The 16,777-nt window shown below is 59.5% G+C and carries 9 protein-coding genes; 2 read left to right on the top strand and 7 right to left on the bottom strand.

What is annotated here, in order from left to right:
* Positions 1-19: 19 nt before the first annotated feature.
* Genes JNN07_19005 through JNN07_18985 form a run of 5 tightly spaced genes read right to left on the bottom strand, consistent with a single transcriptional unit; the run spans position 20 to position 4,711 of the window.
* Positions 20-976, bottom strand: coding sequence for an ROK family protein (locus tag JNN07_19005; protein ID MBL9169836.1), 957 nt, complete (start codon positions 974-976; stop codon positions 20-22).
* Positions 977-985: 9 nt separating this feature from the next.
* Complete coding sequence (locus JNN07_19000; protein ID MBL9169835.1) at positions 986-1,708, bottom strand: 6-phosphogluconolactonase; 723 nt, start codon at positions 1,706-1,708, stop codon at positions 986-988.
* Between the two features lie 16 nt (positions 1,709-1,724).
* Positions 1,725-2,669, bottom strand: a complete 945-nt coding sequence (locus JNN07_18995; protein ID MBL9169834.1) for a homocysteine S-methyltransferase family protein — start codon at positions 2,667-2,669, stop codon at positions 1,725-1,727.
* Positions 2,670-3,581, bottom strand: a complete 912-nt coding sequence (locus JNN07_18990) for a DMT family transporter (GenBank protein ID MBL9169833.1) — start codon at positions 3,579-3,581, stop codon at positions 2,670-2,672. It lies immediately after the preceding gene.
* On the bottom strand, positions 3,578-4,711 hold the full coding sequence (locus JNN07_18985; protein ID MBL9169832.1) for a Gfo/Idh/MocA family oxidoreductase: 1,134 nt from the start codon (positions 4,709-4,711) through the stop codon (positions 3,578-3,580). The genes JNN07_18990 and JNN07_18985 overlap by 4 nt, the downstream gene beginning before the upstream one ends.
* Before the next feature lie 494 nt (positions 4,712-5,205).
* Here JNN07_18985 and JNN07_18980 point away from each other — a divergent pair, with 494 nt between their 5' ends.
* Together JNN07_18980 and JNN07_18975 are read left to right on the top strand one after the other, a co-directional pair.
* Positions 5,206-6,078: an esterase family protein gene (locus JNN07_18980; GenBank protein ID MBL9169831.1), complete on the top strand. Its 873-nt coding sequence runs from the start codon at positions 5,206-5,208 to the stop codon at positions 6,076-6,078.
* 32 nt (positions 6,079-6,110) lie between these two features.
* Positions 6,111-7,058, top strand: a complete 948-nt coding sequence (locus tag JNN07_18975; GenBank protein MBL9169830.1) for an SMP-30/gluconolactonase/LRE family protein — start codon at positions 6,111-6,113, stop codon at positions 7,056-7,058.
* 192 nt (positions 7,059-7,250) lie between these two features.
* On the opposite strand, the gene JNN07_18970 is transcribed toward JNN07_18975, so the two are convergent.
* Together JNN07_18970 and JNN07_18965 are read right to left on the bottom strand one after the other, a co-directional pair.
* Positions 7,251-14,606, bottom strand: coding sequence for a lamin tail domain-containing protein (locus tag JNN07_18970; GenBank protein MBL9169829.1), 7,356 nt, complete (start codon positions 14,604-14,606; stop codon positions 7,251-7,253).
* A gap of 256 nt (positions 14,607-14,862) precedes the next feature.
* Positions 14,863-16,485, bottom strand: coding sequence for a formate--tetrahydrofolate ligase (locus JNN07_18965; GenBank protein ID MBL9169828.1), 1,623 nt, complete (start codon positions 16,483-16,485; stop codon positions 14,863-14,865).
* Positions 16,486-16,777 lie beyond the last annotated feature (292 nt).

Here is a 16,777-nt window from a genome sequence, read left to right as displayed (position 1 = left end):
GCCTGGCGGCGAGAGGCTGTCAACGTTGTGTGATTCGGGACGCGTTCAACGCGTAGGTAGCGGCTCCGATGAACCCAGCTTGGGTGCCCAGGGAGGCGGGCATGATGGGCAGGTCCCGATGCAAATCGGACCAGATGTGACGATGAGCTGACGCGGAGAGGGTATCGCGGAAAAGCCCCTCGCTGAGGCCCAGACCTCCGCCGATCACCACTGCGTCAGGATCGAGCACATTCACCAGCCAACCTATGGCGGCTCCGAGCGCCTCAGCCCCGGAACGAACGACCCCGACGGCGCGAGTGTCGCCCGCGCATGCCGCAGCCAGCACGTCCTCACCCGAGTTGGCGTTGCCACCCAGTCGGCCGAAACGCTCGACCAAAGCCGGGCCGGAAGCCAGTTGTTCCAGCGTGGGCATGATTGCCTCTTCGTTCTCGGCGGAGATGGGCAGGGGACTGCTCGCCATCGTCCCCGTGGCTCCGCGGGCACCAAGGAACGGTTTTCCCTCGCACATGAGGCAGGAACTGATTCCGGTTCCGATGGTCACATAGAGAAAGTGCCGAAAGTCGCGTCCAGTGCCGTAATAGGCTTCACCCAGCGCGGCCGCCCGGACATCCGCTTCGAGCACGCAGGGCGCGATTGCCGACAGCCGTTCGCGCACGGGCAGTTTAGTCCAGTCGATGCAATTCGCGCTCGCCGGCTGGCCATTCCGATCGACGAGCTCGCAAAGTCCCACACCTAGGGCGTCCAATGCGGTTCCCTCGGGTAGTGAGTTGCGCAGTTGGCGGGCCATATGCTCCACGTCCGCCAGGACCGCCTCCGGGCCCCGTTGAGGCTTGGTCGGCTCGCTTCGTTGAACGAGCACCCGCCCTTCCGGAAACTGCACCAGGCCTCCGGCAATTTTAGTCCCCCCGACATCGATGCCGATGGCGTGACGAATTTTGGTGCTATGGACCTCCGTATGCTGAGCGGGAAAACTCATAGGCTGACATTAGGAGACCGTCAGTAAATCAGCAGCGGCCGTCGTATCGAGAAACACTTTCACCCGCGGATGGGTTTGGAGGAACGACGCGGGGCAGCGATCGCTCACCGAGCCACGGATCATTTCACGGACGGCCTGTATCTTATGTGCTCCGAAAGCGAGCAGGAATATCTCTCGAGCTCCCAGGATCGTTTTCATCCCGACGGTAACGCCTTGATCCGGCGCGAAGCGGCCATGGAACCATTTTCGATTCGCTTCCACTGAGATCGGGTCGAGAGCCAACACGCGAGCGCCAGAGTCCGGGGAGCTGCCGGGCTCGTTGAAACCCAGATGGCCGTTCTGACCCAATCCCAACACCAGCAGATCCAGTCCCCCGGCCGCTTCGATGGCTGACTCATGCTGCTTTACACTGCGTTCCGCCTCGCCGGCCACAGAACTTACGGTGAGGAACTGGTCGGGCTTCAGGCCCCAGGCTTGGGCGACATGGTGCCGAAGCAGGTTGGCGCAGTTGCGCGGTTCCTCCAGTGGAACACCGACATATTCGTCCAGAGCAAAGACCTTGAGATGCGGCAGCTTGAGCCCTTGGGCAGAGATGAGCTGGTACAGGTCCAACGGTGTGTTTCCTGCGGCGACCATCACAGTGCGCGTGGCGGGATGCGATAATCTACGTCCAAAATGGGCGGCCGCCACCTCGTTCGCCGTCGTGGTTGATTCGTAGATGGAGACAATCATAAACGGTTCGAAGCGTTCACTGCGCCGCCGCCAGCCCATCGCTCAAGGCGCGAATGTAAGCGGCATTGCAGCCACAGCATCCTCCCAGGTAGCCGACCCCTTCGCGCTGTGCCATCTGGCCCAGGTTTTCGAACTCCTTGCGCGAGACTTGAATCGTCTCTAGATCGTCGGGAAAGGCGGGCTGACGAGTGAAGCAGTGGCATGTGTCGGTCGTGCGGAACGCGCTGGGTTGAGCGGCGATCGGGATCTGGCAAGCGGATCGCATCTCGCGCAGCAGCGGCAGCATTCGAGTGGGCTCCTGCTCGCAGTTGGCTCCGACGGCGATGGCTCCGAGATCCGCGAGCACTTTCGCGCATTCGGCCGGGGTATGTCCGTCGGTGCAGGCGCTGATCATGGGGCGAAAGCTCATGGTGGCTACCGCAGGTAGTCCTGCTTCCGTGGCGCAGCGCAAGGCCACTTTCATTTCGGCCAGGTGAAAAAACGTTTCCAAGATCAGGAAGTCCACGCCCGCATCCTTCAACAGTCGGATTTGTTCCGCGATATGGTCGCGCGCCTTGTCCATCGCTCCCATGCCTTCGCGCTCGATCAGCTGGGTCCGGGAGACGCTGCCAGCCACCAGTGCGCGATCACCGGCAACCTCGCGCGCCAACTTTACCGCAGCTTGATTGATCGACTCCGTCTGAGACCCGTAGCCCGCGCGGGTCAGTTTCTCGCGTGTCCCAAAGAAGGTCAGCGCTTGAAGAACCTGGGATCCAGCTCCCAGGAATTCGCGATGCAGCTGACGGAGGGCCTCGGGTTGCTCGATGGCAACCTCGGGAGTGAATTGTCCGCTGCCCTTGCCCGTGCCGACCTTTTCCCGACGGGAGCCACTGTCCACATAGCCGCGTCGTTCGAGTTCGATTAGATAGCCTCCGTCGCCGAGGACGACGGTGTCTTTAAGGAGAGTGGTAATGGGTTGCATCTAGTGATTCGGTAGATTAAGGGCTGGCCTACGAGATTCAAGGGAAAGCGCGGCCACCGCGAGCAGAGCCAACGTGATGCCGCCCAGCTCCCGCCAGCTTATTTTTTCGCCGAGAACTAGGACAGCGATAGGCACGCTGATCATCGGATACAGACCGGCAAGAGGCGCAATCACCGAGGCCTTGCCTCCGCGGGCGAACGCCTCCAGGAGGGCAAAATTGCCTAGTGCGAAGCACAGGCCAACGAGTGTTACCAAAACCCAGCTTCGTGACGTGAGGCTGGCCCCGGTCAGCGGGTGCTGCCAAATCAGATAGATTCCGATGGGGACGAAAGCTGACAAAAACACCAGGGCTGAGAGCTCTCCGCTCACTTCATTGGTGGACATCTTCTGCAGGAGCCCGGCCACGCCCCACAGTCCGATGGGCGCCAGCGCGGCCGCGAGCGCAGGGGAGATCAGCCCAGCTTCGCCCGGTACATTAAAGAGATAAATGGCGCCGAGGGAGAGTAGAATTCCCATCTGTTGGACCCGGTTGAGCCGCTCGCGCAGAAAACCGACCGCCAGCAGGAGGGTGATAAGCGGATACATTGCAGTCAGCGGTACTGCTGTTGCTGCTTTGGCTCCATCGCGAAGCAAACCATAGTACGCGGTGTTGCCCAAGCAGGTAAGGACTCCAGCCGACAGAGCCCAGCCGATGCCGCGCCAGCGGTTTCCCTGGTGAGTCAAACGTTTGGACAGGCTCAGCGCTATCAGGACGGGAATGGCTCCCCCAGTGCTGAGGGCTTGGCTTTGCTCGGCCGACAAGGCATCGCCAAGCAATTTGGACAGAATCGCCCAGATGCCCCAGCAGACGACTGCCAGCAAGGTCCAGAGGAACCAGGCAGACCTCCAAGCAGGCTGGGAGGAAGGGTTCATGTGCGGTGAGGCCGAGTGCGATCATGCACTAGATGGACATCCGTGGCGACGGCCGGCGGGTTCAGCTCCAAATTCAACGGAGGGAAGGTCGTTTCGAGAGGCTGGGTCCGCCCTTCTGAGGCCGCCTGACGCGCCTTCAGCATGATCTCGAGGACGTGACGGCTATGCTCGGGAGTGATGATGGGTCTTTGGCCCTTCCGGATGCACTCGACAGCATGGCGCAGTCCGTCCGTCCATGACCAGTCGGGGGAGGTTTCCTTGAAGATCTGCCAAGAACCCATCGAGTTTTGCCACAGCTCATAGCCATCGGGGTCCCAGTCGTCACCCATCATCTGCAGCGTTCCGTTGGTGCCGTAGATCTCGAGGGCAGGGGTTCGATATTGCTGGATGGTAAACCCGGTGGTTATGGAAGCAAAGGCGCCGCCGCCAAAATCAAGGATTACTTGGGCGTTGTCCTCGGCCTCGACTCGAATCGTGCGGCCTTTGACTTCGCGTTCGGGAATCGCGATTCCGGCCATGGCGGTCACTCGGAGTGCCGGGCCGAGCAGGCCCGTGAGACTCGTGAGGCAATACACCCCGAGGTCGAAGAGGCAACCGCCTCCGGGGCGATAGAACCATTCGTTCCAAGATGGACCAGCCCAGCCATAGCGCGCTCGTGCCGAGCAGGGCTTGCCGATATCCCCCTGCCGGACACGTTGGGCCAGGATCTGGTAGGTGGGGCTCAAGGGCGTGAACGGAGCGCAGACGAGCAGGCGTTGGGAGGCTCGCGCGAGATCGATCAGCTGGTTCGCGTCCTCCATCCGGGTCGCCATCGGTTTTTCGACCACCACATGCTTGCCGGCTTGAAGGGCGGCTCGCGCCCAGGTTGCATGGTGTTCCATCGACGTCAAGACGAGCACCAGATCGACATCTGGTGACTCAATAACGGCCTGGGCATCGGTGACGAAGGCGACCGGCCCAAGTTCTGCTAAGGCGTAGTCCTGTTGCGCGGCTCGGCCGCAAGCGATCCGAACCTCGGCCTCATGCCGGTTGCGCAGGGAATCCAGTGACGCTCGATAAGCGGAAAGGACGTTCCCGCAACCAATGATGCCGAGGCGCAACGCGTGAGGCTTCGTCGGGGCTGAGGACATGGGTCGATTGTGCTGAGAATTGAGGAATCGTGCAACTGGTTTGGGGGTAAGCGACCGTGTTTGGTAAGAGCGGAGCGCCGGACGTTTTGGAGTGCGGTAGCCCTCCCTCATCCGTACTTTTAATAGTTCCGGGGGTGCGAGCACCCCCGTCTAATGTCTGTGAACCCTGCGGGTTCGGGCCCCTGCAGCTCAGGTGAGAAACTCCCCTGTCGCCCAGCTTGTCTAGTCTGCTTTTTTGGAGGTAAAGGGGAGAGGCCTCTACCGCTTTCTCGCCCCCCGGCGTAGCGGGGACCTGGCCTCCGCAAATCCCCGATCTGGGAGACCGTAGATTTCGCGTGTTGCTATCTTCAGCCCTCGAGCGTATGGTCTTTCCATCGCCAGGCTACCTTCACCGCAGGAGAGCTCTGCCCAGACCACATCGATCTTCAAACAGCCTTTCCAAACCCTCCTCGGTTAGGTTTTGACACCCAGCCCCAGGTTGCCAGCATGCAGGCATGCCTAACCTCCGCTCTCTGACGATCGCGCTTGGCGTGCTGATCTCTTGGTCCGCGTTTGCGGCCGACGATTACAAGCTGGGCCCGGACTCTAAACCACAGGATGGGGTGCCGCACGGCGACATCGTTTCTGGTAAATGGACCAGTAAAGTCTTCCCTGATACCGTTCGCGATTATTGGGTCTATGTTCCGAAGCAGTATAAGGCTGAGAAGCCGGCTGCCCTCATGGTGTTTCAGGATGGGCGGTCGTATGTCGACACGAACGGGCAATTCCGTGTGCCGATCGTGTTTGATAACCTTATTCACCAAGGCCACATGCCGGTGACACTCGCCGTGTTCATCAACCCGGGGCAAGTTCCCGCGGCCGAAGCGGGGCAAAAACCCCGCAGCAATCGCAGCTTCGAGTATGATTCCTTAGGCGGGCAGTATTCCCGTTTCTTGCTGGACGAGTTTCTTCCCGAGATCGGCAAGACCTATCGCATCACTTCCGACCCCGCAGGCCGAGCCATCTGTGGCATCAGTTCGGGAGCGATCTGCGCTTGGACAGTGGCTTGGGAGCATCCGGAACAGTTCAGTAAGGTGATTAGCCAAGTCGGCAGCTTTACCAACATTCGCGGCGGGCATGTGTATCCAGCGCTGATTCGCAAGACCGAGCGAAAACCGATTCGTATTCATCTTCAGGATGGGTCCGGAGATCTGGACAATCTCCACGGGAACTGGCCGCTGGCCAACCAAGAAATGGCCGCAGCACTCAAGTTCATGGGCTACGACTTCAAGTTCGAGTTCGGAGATGGCGGGCACAACGGAAAGCATGGAGGCGTCATCCTACCGGAAGCATTGAAATGGCTTTGGCGTGATTACCCTAAACAATAACCACTTCCGCGCCACCTATCCTTTTGAATTCTATGAAAGCTTTGATCTTCCACCTGCATTCCGACCCGGGGTTTGTGAGGCGTTCTGTGTGCGGCCTGGTCCTCATCGGTGGTTTGCTGCTTGGCTCAACTGCCTCCGCGCAGAACCTGGCCGGGGACGAGGCGCTTTCGAAGATCCTGATCGAGGGGGAATCCTGGCAACTCTTGGCTGAGGGATTTCGGTTCACTGACGCGGCCTGCTCCGATGCGGAGGGAAACTTCTATTTCGCCGATGTTGCCGCTGGCGACAGCATTCAAAAGATCGATCGAGATGGAAAGCGATCCGCGTTGGTTGAGAAAACTCCACGGCTAAGCGGGATGAAATGGGGTCCAGACGGTCGACTCTACGCCTGCGCCCAATCTCCGAAAAAGCAGATCGTGGCATTCGAAGTGCCGTCCGGGGCGATGACTGTTCTAGCTGATGATGTGCAGCCGAACGATCTGGTGGTGACTCGCAAGGGGTTCATCTACTTCACTGAGACCGGCAAAGGACAGGTAACCTTGATCGACAAGAGCGGTCAGGTGAGAGCGGTGGCTAAAGGGATCAACGCCCCCAATGGTATTGGGCTGACCCCTGACCATGGACAGCTGGCGGTCTCCGAATATCAGGGAACCAATGTCTGGCTCTTCCGCATCGATCCCGATGGCTCCCTGAGTGCGGGTGATCGGTATATGGAGCTTAGAAGCCCGGTGGGTTCACCGAAGAGTGAAGGTGATGGCATGGCGGTCGACTCGGACGGGCGGTTCTATGTGACCAGCGCTCTGGGCATCCAGATGTTTGATTGGACTGGGCGACTCAGCGGAGTGATCGCGCGTCCACAACCCAAGGGCACCGTGAGCGCGGCCTTCGCTGGTCCCGGTCTGCAGTATCTCTATGTTTGCTCGGCGGATCGAATTTACCGTCGGAAGCTGAAAGTACACGGGTCCGGTCCGCTGAAGTAGTTGGGCTGTAGAAAACGCCCGTCACGCCTAAGTTGCGACGAAGGCGGAAGGTCACGAGTTGCCGTGGCGACGTTTTCCCCGCCACTCAACCAGTGGGGTTGACGCCCGCCAGGAAGCCTGACGTCGGCTCCTACATTCGGACGGTAGGAAACGAGGCCGCCGGGGCGCGCGCTTGCGCGCCCCGATCCAGCCTTATCGCACTTCAAGTTCGACCGGATCACTCTCAATGGCGACTAGGCCGTTGGGGGTGTTGTGTCGGACGATGACGGTGTAGACTCCGGCATCGGATACCAACACCGGATTGAGAATCAAGCTGGGTCCGGTAGCTCCCTCGATCGGTGAACCGTCGTGGAACCAGCGGTAGAGCAACGGCGCGTTTCCGGTAGCAACGATCGACAACTGCACGTTTGAACCGGGAGCTGCGACCGCGCCCTGCGGATTCTGCTGGATCACCGGCGGAATCAGAACGGTGAGTGTTGCGGAAGGGCTATCGACCGTGCCTGTGTCGTCGGTCACTGTGACGCTGTATTCACCGGAGTCGTTCAACGCCACCGCCCCGAACGAGAGGGAGGCAGAGGTCGCTCCGGGGATGACCTGGCCGTCCTTCTTCCATTGGTAGACCAGGGTGCCTTTACCAGTGGCAAGGACCGAGAGCGTCAGAGGCGTCCCCAGCAGGGGGCGTAACGATTCAGGACTCTCAAGGATGGCGGGAGTCTTGGCCGGGCGCGACACGAGGGCAGGGGTGGCCAGGCGGTAGATGCGTCCTTTGGAGACCGGGTAAGGATCCGAAACGACCTGAATGCGGCTATTGGTGGCGAGCATGACGTTGGTGAGCGTTTGCCACACTCCCGAGGAAACCGACTCCTTGAATTCCACCGTGTAGGTCCGATTCGATTGCGCGAAGAATTCAACCGCGGTCCCGGTGTCATCATTCTGCAGCGCATCGATTTTCAAGTAGCTCCGCGGATCTTTTGGGTTGGTGGCAGCCTGGTACTCTTGGAGGTTGGTGACTCCATCGCCATCACTATCCAGCTCGGCGTCCGTGGCGCTGGCTGGATTCAGACCATTGGCCTGTTCCCAGATGTCCGCCATCCGGTCGCGGTCGACATCAGCCAATAGAGTGAGACGGGCGTTGGGGGAGGTGATCCGGGTCCCGATCGGGTTGGTTATGATCACACTATATTCCCCGGTTACGGCGGTGCTGACCCCCTTGACCGTGAACATGCTAAAGTTGCGGTTGCCATAATCGTTGGTACGCAGAGCTGCCGCGCGTTGCCATCGGTAATTGAACGGGCCGCGTCCCGCGATCGCGGTGTAAAATGTGACATCCTCTCCCTCGAGGACGGACACGCTTTGCGGCAAGGATAGGAACGCCGGTCGATCGTAGATCAGCAGTTCGGCAGCTTCACTCGTGACCGAGCCTACAGAGTCGGTGACTGTGACGTGATAGAGGCCCTCGTTCTGCAGGGTCACATTCCTCAGCGTAATGGCGTTGGTGGTGGCTCCGGTGATCGGGAGTTGGTTGTAATACCATTGGTAGGCTAGTTTGCCTTGGCCGAGTGCGGTGACGCTGAAGGTCACATTGGTGCCGGCGAGCACGCTTCGATCGAGCGGTTGCTTCACGATCACTGCCGGCTGACGGACAATCACGAGAGCATTGGAGCTGAGTGAAGCTCCCGATCCGTTCATGACCACAGCTTGGTAGTTGCCCCAGTCCAGGATGCGCGCCGATGGAATGGTATAAGCGCTCGAGATGGCGTCCGCGATCGGCTGGCCATCGTGCAGCCATTGATAGGCCAGAGTTGACGAGCCCGCTGCTGTCACCGACAGCGGGACGTCGGTGCCGGAAACCGGGTTGGATGAGACCGGCTGACCAGTGATGACCGGAACAGCCCCCGGGGCGTCACTGAAGCCCGGGGAGGGTTTGGCTGCGATCCAACTCGCTGGGTCGTTGCCGTAGGCGTTGCTCGGAGACCGGATCAAGGCGGGGCCAAACCCGTCCGCCAAGCTAGGCCACGGGGCGGCATCCGCATAGGCCACCCAATCGACGAGCACGAACGGAGTGACCCCGGAAGTGCTGTCGGGGCTATCGGGCCGATAGAGCGCGAGAGCTTCGGCTGAGTTGTTCAGCTGACCGGACCAAGGTCCCAAGAGTTGGGGCGAGAATCCGATCGGAGCGCCTGCACTATAGCGGGCGAGGAAAGCCTCTTTGGCAGCGGGGTTGGTGAGCGGATCAAAGTTGACCAGCACCAGCGCTCCTTGCGCGGCCAAGGTCGTGTTCGACGGGAAGGAGTAGGAGATGCCACCTGTCACCCGCCACTGATTTGTAGGGAACGCCGGATCGAACAGCGGAACGGCGGCCTCCGTGAGGTTGCGCACTTCCACGTATTCGAAGTCTGGATTCTGGGTGCCATCGGCGCCTTCAACCGGATGATACATGATCTCCGAGATCACGACGGGTCCCACCTTTGGAAGAGTATTGGTTGAACCCAGGCTAGGCGATTCGAGGGCGGTGAAGTGAATCTTTCCTTCGCTGGTCACATGTGGGCCGAACGTCACGCCGTCGAGAGCGGCGCCAAACTGGTGTCCGGTTACATACCCCGTCAGGTCACCATTCGCGTTGGCGGAGAAGAGATAGATCTCATCCCCGTTCGCGCTCAGCGAAAAGCTTCCCCCCCCGCCGGCATTGAACTGACTCTCCGTGAAGGTGAGGTAGGCTCCGGGGCCGATGACAGTCCCCGACGGGATCCGATACTTGCGGGGTGTCTGGAAGTCATCACTCAGATACCAGTTTCCAACAGCGGCCGATACGGTCGTCGGGTTGAACAACTCTACGGCGTCTTGGGCGGCGGTTTCAGAATGAGAGAGAACTTCGTTGATGATGACAGGAACGACAGTCTCGGGAGCGGGATCATCTATCCCCGGGGAGCCTTGCGGGGAAGCGCTAGGTCGCCAGCTGAGCTTCAAACCCCAGGTGTCCCAGGCGGCCATCGGGTCCACGATCACCAACGAGGATCCGAGGCCGTCCGTGACCGGGTACCAGGTGTCATTATAGTTGAAGTCGAGAATGACTTCGCCCGAAGCATCGATCAGGCGGAGGTTTTCGCCGCTGTCGGACAGGGTTCCGAGGTATTGACCCGCGACGGGCTTGCCCGCACCGTAACGATTCGAAAATCCCGCCAAGCTATGGACCACCAGCACGCTCTGCCCGGCGGGAAGGCTGGTGACGCTGGATCCAGTGAAGTTAAATTCAATGCCGCTGACGAACCTTACCCCGTTAAGATCCAGAGTGGTGGTGCCGGTGTTCTTCAGCTCCAGATATTCAAAGTCCTCGGCCTCGAACAAGACTCCTTGAGCCGGGGGGGAGGGACGATACATGATCTCCGTGATTCGCAAGCTGCTCTGTGTCGGGCTGGGCGCTCCGACGTAGTTCGTTGAGGCGACAACGTTGCCCAGATTGTCCACCAGCTCGATGCTCTCACCTCGGGCGGACAAGTGACCCTGATACCCACCTTGCACGAATAACCCCTGTCCCCCGCGCGGTCCGGTGGTCCGGGCACGGAAAGCATTGACGTTGGGAGAAACATAGAGGGTCCCGTTGGTGGGGAGCACGGTCCCCCCCTGGAAAGTGAAGTTCACGGCACCGCGGATGGACCAATGCGAGATGTCGAGGAAGACTTTATTGGTGTTGATGAGCGTGAAGTATTCCTCGTCCTGGTTTCCGGATGCGGGATTGTAATCCATCGAGCCGATCAGGATGACTGGGTTCGCCGGCTGGCTCTTCGGGATTTCTGTGACGGTGTTGAAGAGGTAGGTTCTTCGAGCCGGCAGATACTCGTATTTAATGATATTGGCGGCTTCAGCGACAGTCTGGCGGTTGCGATTGTCGCCCGGACTGCCACTGCTGGAGTTGCCGCTGAAAGTCCCCCACTTGGCCAGATCGAGCGCTCCATCCGGAGCCAGCTGAGGTATCCACTCATCGATGAAGCGCTCAAACTTCAGAAGATGGGTCGGAGTGCCGGGGGGCTGGAGCTGTTCCTCCATGAGCGTCCGGAGCCGGCGCAAGTACATTTGATTGAGATTAGGGTTGCTGAAAATAGCATCTGGAACCCGGTTTCCGCTGCCTATCCGCAGCGCGGTGTTGGGATACATGGTGTCATCCCAGTACGTCGGACCTCCGCTCCAGACCCGACCGAAGCTCAAATCCACATCCCAAGGCAGCATGTACCATTCGCCCGTTCCTTCAGTGTCGCGATAAAAATAGTAGTTCTTGTGGCAGCAATCGGTGTTGCCAGTCATGGTCATCGCAGCCAGGTAATTCACGACCTCTGGGATATTGATGTTGTCCATCACGAAGGCTGTTTTGGCGGCACCCGACCGATTCATGCCGGCGCTGAAGGCGGCCAGGTCCCCCGTGCCCTCGTTCTGGCGAGTCTTCTTCTCGTTGCCGTTTTCGTCGGGGAAGGTGGTGTACATCTTGTAAAGCGCTCCGTTCGGATCCAGCCCGACTCGCTTCAGATAATTGTCGTCCCCGTTCTCCACGAAATGCCAGTCACCCCAGAATTGCCCATTAAATTGGACTCGCACCGGGACGACAAAATGATACGCGGTGCCAGCATTCTGGAAGACCCCGTAGGAAAGCATATTCCGCATTTTGGATTTATCAGGGTAGGTCGTTAGGAGGTTAATGTCGTCGATGCCTGGCTCGCCTTCCTTCCACACCAGTTTATACCCGGCGTTCAGATCTACATTGAAACTATGCTTGGGAAATCCGGAGCTGGACTGGCCATGGATGCCGAACCGCACATTGTCCAGGAACTGGTCGTTGTAGAAAATCGAACCGGTGCCACCGCTATCGCCGGCGGTGGCGGTTTGAGAGAACCAGTGGAGCACCGGAAGCGGATTGGTAAGGGCCGGGTTGTGAACCACGGTTCCCCAATATTCCGGCATCTGCTTTCCCTTCACGAAAACAGGGTCGCGCGAAGCATTGGTTCCCGTGTCCGTAGCCTTGATGTAGTACCGCACCATGTTCCCGGCTTGATAGGCGGTACCAGGAATGGTGCCCCCGTAGACTCCATCGCCCGCCGCGCCATCCCCATGCTGACCGTCATCGAGCATGGTGACATTGGTCTCCGTTCCATAGTGAATGCGGTAGACGAGTTGTACCGGCCCGACGGGCTTGAAGCTCGGTTCCACCCGCGCGGTCACCAGCAAGGGCTCGCCGGCCTGGGGACGCTTGGGCGAATGTTTGGCATCCAAGATCAACGGACCTAGGTTGGTGTTTCCAAATCCGTTCGCTGTCCCGGGGCTCGGGTTCGGAAAATAGCGCAGATTCGCAAAATCAGTTGTGACATAGGAGCCAACCAGAGTGGCCTGGATCAGGGCGTCCGAATCCGCTGGCGAACTGTTCAAGACATGGAAGCCCAGCACGTTCTGCCCATTTCTCAGCAATCCTTTCAAGGCAGAGATGTCAAACCGGCTCAAGACTCCAGCATCGGCATCGCTGCGCTCAGCCGTCGCGGCCGAATTCCAAATCGGTTCCGACGGAGCGTTCCGCCGCAACACTTCCACTCCATTCAGGTAAGCGACGAAACCCGCATCGTAGCGAGCCTGCAGTGATAGGCTTTCAAAGAGCCCGGCGTTCGCGACATTGAACGGAATCCGGACGTACGCCGAGCTGTTGACATTCTGGAGCTTGGACTTCACGTCCGAGAGCACATAGGGAGTGAGGCTGGCGTTTCCGAAAATGCGAACGTCGAACTCAGCCAAGTCGCCGACGTCGTCCGAAGCGCCAGCGCTGCCCGTGGGATCCACCACGAAGTCAATCGGGTCGCCGGCCTGGACTCCGGTCAAAACGAGAGTGTTGTTGGTGCCCAACAAATTAGTGCTCGTCAGCAGGGCCGAAAGCTTCGCGGTTCCCCCTTTGTGAAAGATGCGAGCGGTAAGTCCCGATCCAGTGTTGGCCAGTTTGCCCACCCGCCAATGTACCGTGAGGTTGCCAGTGACTTTGCTGATCCATCGTCGAATCGGCCAATGCTCCCCTCCATTGCTGGAGGAATTGGGACGCATGATCCGACGGCCAATCCGATCGTTGGGTGGATTGCCGTCCGGCCAGATCCACTCGGTCCCGTTCCAAAAGCTGTCGGTGAATGGTTTGAAATCGTTGGTCTGATAATTCGCCACCGTGTCGCTCGAGCGATCGTAATAGCCATAGTGCCAGTTGAGGGAGCCTTGATCCCCGGACACCGACCAATCCGCCGCCGAGTCCGCCAGCACCTCGAAGGTTGACGATTCGGTGGCGATCAGAGCCGTGAACGCGGCATTGTCGCAGTCGTCGCGCAAGGCAGGACCCGGGTCGATCACAAAATCCACCGCCGCCCCGACCGTCAAGTTGGCTTGGACGCTATATCCGTTGCCCCCTTCCTGGATGCTCTGCGCGAAGATCTCAACCCCGTCGACGAAGATGCGGCCGATGATGCCATCACCACTAGCTCCATCCCCGCAGCGCGAGGCGTCGGCCAGCATGCCATAGATCCGGACCAGCCCGTTGGTCTCGCTGATCCAGCGTCGAACCGTCCAATGATCGGCGCGCCCGGTGATCCCGTTCTCACTGGAGGCGATTCCCCCTAGGCGAGTGATTTCCGTAGTAGCATCGGCTGACGGAAACCATCGCCAGGTGTTGTTTGCGAAAAAGTTATCCGCTGAAAAGACGGTTGCCGTGGTGCGAGGGAAGGCCCGAAACTCGCTGGGCTTATAGACACCATCCAGGTCGTTACGGCGGTCCCAGTAGCCGTAAAACCAATTGCTTTGGCCCTGAGTTCCCGTGAATTCCCGATAGGAATCCGCCAGCACCACCGGGGTGATCACGATGGTGGGATCTGCGTCGTAGCCTAACCCGTTCGTAGCCGCGGACCAGGCGTTATCCTGAAAGTCCAAGGTGGTCCAATCCTTACCCAGACTCTCATCGCTCGGGACGAAAATCTTGGCCGGGCTCCCGGCCGACAGCAGGGAGACCACGTTGTCCTGGGCAGGGAAGCCAAAGGACACATTGGCAACCTGCGCTGGATAGGACGGCGAATACTGCGAAACGATCGTGACACCGTTGGACGCTACCAAAGCCAGGTAACCACTTCCGGCCGCTAGCTTAAAGTTCGTGTGCAGAGGCCCGAACGTTGACGTCCGATCCTTGTCCGACGCGAAAACCACCAGATAGCCCTTCGGCTGAATACTGACCGCCGGAAATCGCCACTTTTTCAGGCTCGTCTTGCTGTCGGTGAGATACCAGCCCTGAAGGTTCACCGGGCTCGTTTCATTATTGTACAGCTCTATCCAATCCGGGTAATCACCGTCCTCGTCGGCCAAGGTCCGAAAATTGTTGGCCATGAACTCGGAGATGAGGACCGACTCAGCCGCCTGGAGGGCGACCGGCAAACCCCCACCGCAAGCGAGCCCTAGAGCTAGGAGTAAACTCTTGCCGAGCAGCGAGAACCAACGAAAGACGAACTCCGGTGAGCGAGGAGGACGATCCGAGGAATCGTTCTTATACATATTAAGAAGTGGCTGGGTTGTCGGGTAACAGTGAGAGAAGGTAACATCCTCCCTCCCAAGGATTCAAGGGAGTTTGAATGAAAAATCGATCCCCGTGTTCCGACTCGTCTGATGGGAGTATCGTCGCTCTGAGCACGCCCTTGAGCGGAGGCGATCGGTTGTCGTCCGACCCCAGCCTTGCCTGGTTGTAGCCTCGGTCCGCCGCGGGCACTCCTACCGTAGACACTCGAGCCGCCTCAGCACCCTAAAAAACGCGTCAGATGCCGGTAATCCGGCCATCCGGAGCCACGTCGATTCGTTCGGCGGCCGGGACCTTGGGTAGCGCGGGCATGCGTAATAACGTTCCGCTCAAGGCGACGAGGAAGCCCGCTCCGTTGGCGATTTCGAAATCGCGAACCTGTACTTTGAACCCTTTGGGCCGCCCCAGTAGCGCACCGTTGTCGGAGAGGGAGTTCTGGGTCTTGGCCATGCAGATCGGAAGATTTCCGAACCCGCATCGACGCAGCACCTCGAGTCGTTCCTGCGCCTGCGTACTGAGCTCGACGCCATCTCCGCCGTAAATCTGCGTTGCGATGCGGTGGAGCTTTTCCTCGGCCGTGTGCTTGGCGTCATAGATCCAGGGCAAGGGCGGGGAGGCTTGGGTGGATACTTTCACGACTAACTCGGCCAGTTGGCGAGCGCCTTCACCGCCCTGACCGAACACATCGGCGGTGGCACTTTCCACCCCACGGGACCGACAGAATCGATGGACCGCCGCGAGTTCGTCCTCGTGATCGGCAGTGAAGCGGTTGACCGCCACCACCACGGGACGCTTGAACAGTGCCGCGCTGTCAAGATGTGCTGCCAGGTTGTCCAAGCCACGCTCCAGCGCCGCTAGGTCTGTCTTTTGAAGATCGGCGAGCGCCACGCCTCCATGCATCTTCAACGCGCGGACGGTCGCTACAATCACGATCGCATCCGGAGCGAGTCCGGACTGTCGGCACTTGATGTTCATGAATTTTTCGCCGCCAAGATCGAAGGCGAACCCGGCTTCCGTGACCGCATAGTCCGCATGCGCGAGCGCCATGCGCGTGGCGATGACCGAATTGCAGCCGTGGGCGATATTGGCGAAAGGGCCTCCATGAAGAATGGCCGGCACTCCTTCCGCCGACTGGACGAGATTGGGCATCATGGCGTCACGCAACAATGCCATTAGCGCGCCGGTAACCCGCAGCTCCTTCGCGAAAACAGGCTCCCCCGACGACGTGAACCCGACGACAATACGATCGATACGTGCGCGCAGATCGGTCAGGGATTCGGCGAGACACAGCGAGGCCATGATCTCGGAAGCGGCGGTGATATCGAATCCCGTGACTCGTTCGGTAGCGGCATCTCGCCCCGTGCGAATGTGCCGCAGCGCTCGGTCGTTTACATCCAAAACTCGCTTCCACAGGAGCTTGGACGGGTCTAGTCGACAGCTGCCTTGGTGCAGCGCGTTGTCCATGACTGCGGACAGGAGATTGTGCGCGGCCGTGATGGCATGAAAGTCGCCGGTGAAATGCAGGTTGATGGACTCTGCAGGCTGGACCGTGCTTCGTCCACCTCCGGTGGCGCCACCCTTTCTACCAAAAACGGGTCCCATGCTGGGCTGGCGTAGGGCGAGCGCCGCCGATTGGCCGTTCTTACGCAGTCCTTGGGCCAATCCGATCGAGACGGTGGTTTTACCTTCGCCCGCGGGTGTCGGTGTGATCGCGGAAACGAGGATGAGCTTTCCGCGCTGAGGCTTTCCGGCGAGCGCTTGAAGTGAAATCTTGGCCTTGTCTTTTCCGTAGGGAATCAGGTGGTCCGGGTTAAGACCCAATTCCTCAGCTTTACCGGAGATGTCCGTCGTTGATGCCATTTGTCCATTAAAGACAGCAGGACAAAAATAGAAACTGATTTTGCGTCTAATCTATTGATTCGGGAATGCTAATGGAGGGGGAGGCCTCTACAGCTTTTCAGGACCCCGGAAGGGGATCCCGGCTCCGCCGTGGGGACCAAAGCGGCAGCGGGCTCTAAGCATTACCCACAAGTTCTTCGACCAAATGTTAGAATCCCAAAGGGATTCCGGCTCAAAGCCCAGGGTTGGCGCGACGCAGGAGCGCCTACCCTGGGTTAGTCGTGGTTTTCTCACAACCCCATCGCGGGTTGCG

This window comes from Verrucomicrobiales bacterium (assembly GCA_016793885.1).
In the GTDB taxonomy this organism is placed as follows: Bacteria; Verrucomicrobiota; Verrucomicrobiia; order Limisphaerales; family UBA11320; genus UBA11320.
Note: the sequence above shows the minus strand (reverse complement) of the source record. Positions and strands in the feature narration are given on the sequence as shown.

Bases quoted from the DNA above. Each gene is read 5' to 3' on its own strand.
- JNN07_19005 (MBL9169836.1), bottom strand. From the start codon at position 976: ATGAGTTTTCCCGCTCAGCATACGGAGGTCCATAGCACCAAAATTCGT.
- JNN07_19000 (MBL9169835.1), bottom strand. From the start codon at position 1,708: ATGATTGTCTCCATCTACGAATCAACCACGACGGCGAACGAGGTGGCG.
- JNN07_18995 (MBL9169834.1), bottom strand. From the start codon at position 2,669: ATGCAACCCATTACCACTCTCCTTAAAGACACCGTCGTCCTCGGCGAC.
- JNN07_18990 (MBL9169833.1), bottom strand. From the start codon at position 3,581: ATGAACCCTTCCTCCCAGCCTGCTTGGAGGTCTGCCTGGTTCCTCTGG.
- JNN07_18985 (MBL9169832.1), bottom strand. From the start codon at position 4,711: ATGTCCTCAGCCCCGACGAAGCCTCACGCGTTGCGCCTCGGCATCATT.
- JNN07_18980 (MBL9169831.1), top strand. From the start codon at position 5,206: ATGCCTAACCTCCGCTCTCTGACGATCGCGCTTGGCGTGCTGATCTCT.
- JNN07_18975 (MBL9169830.1), top strand. From the start codon at position 6,111: ATGAAAGCTTTGATCTTCCACCTGCATTCCGACCCGGGGTTTGTGAGG.
- JNN07_18970 (MBL9169829.1), bottom strand. From the start codon at position 14,606: ATGTATAAGAACGATTCCTCGGATCGTCCTCCTCGCTCACCGGAGTTC.
- JNN07_18965 (MBL9169828.1), bottom strand. From the start codon at position 16,485: ATGGCATCAACGACGGACATCTCCGGTAAAGCTGAGGAATTGGGTCTT.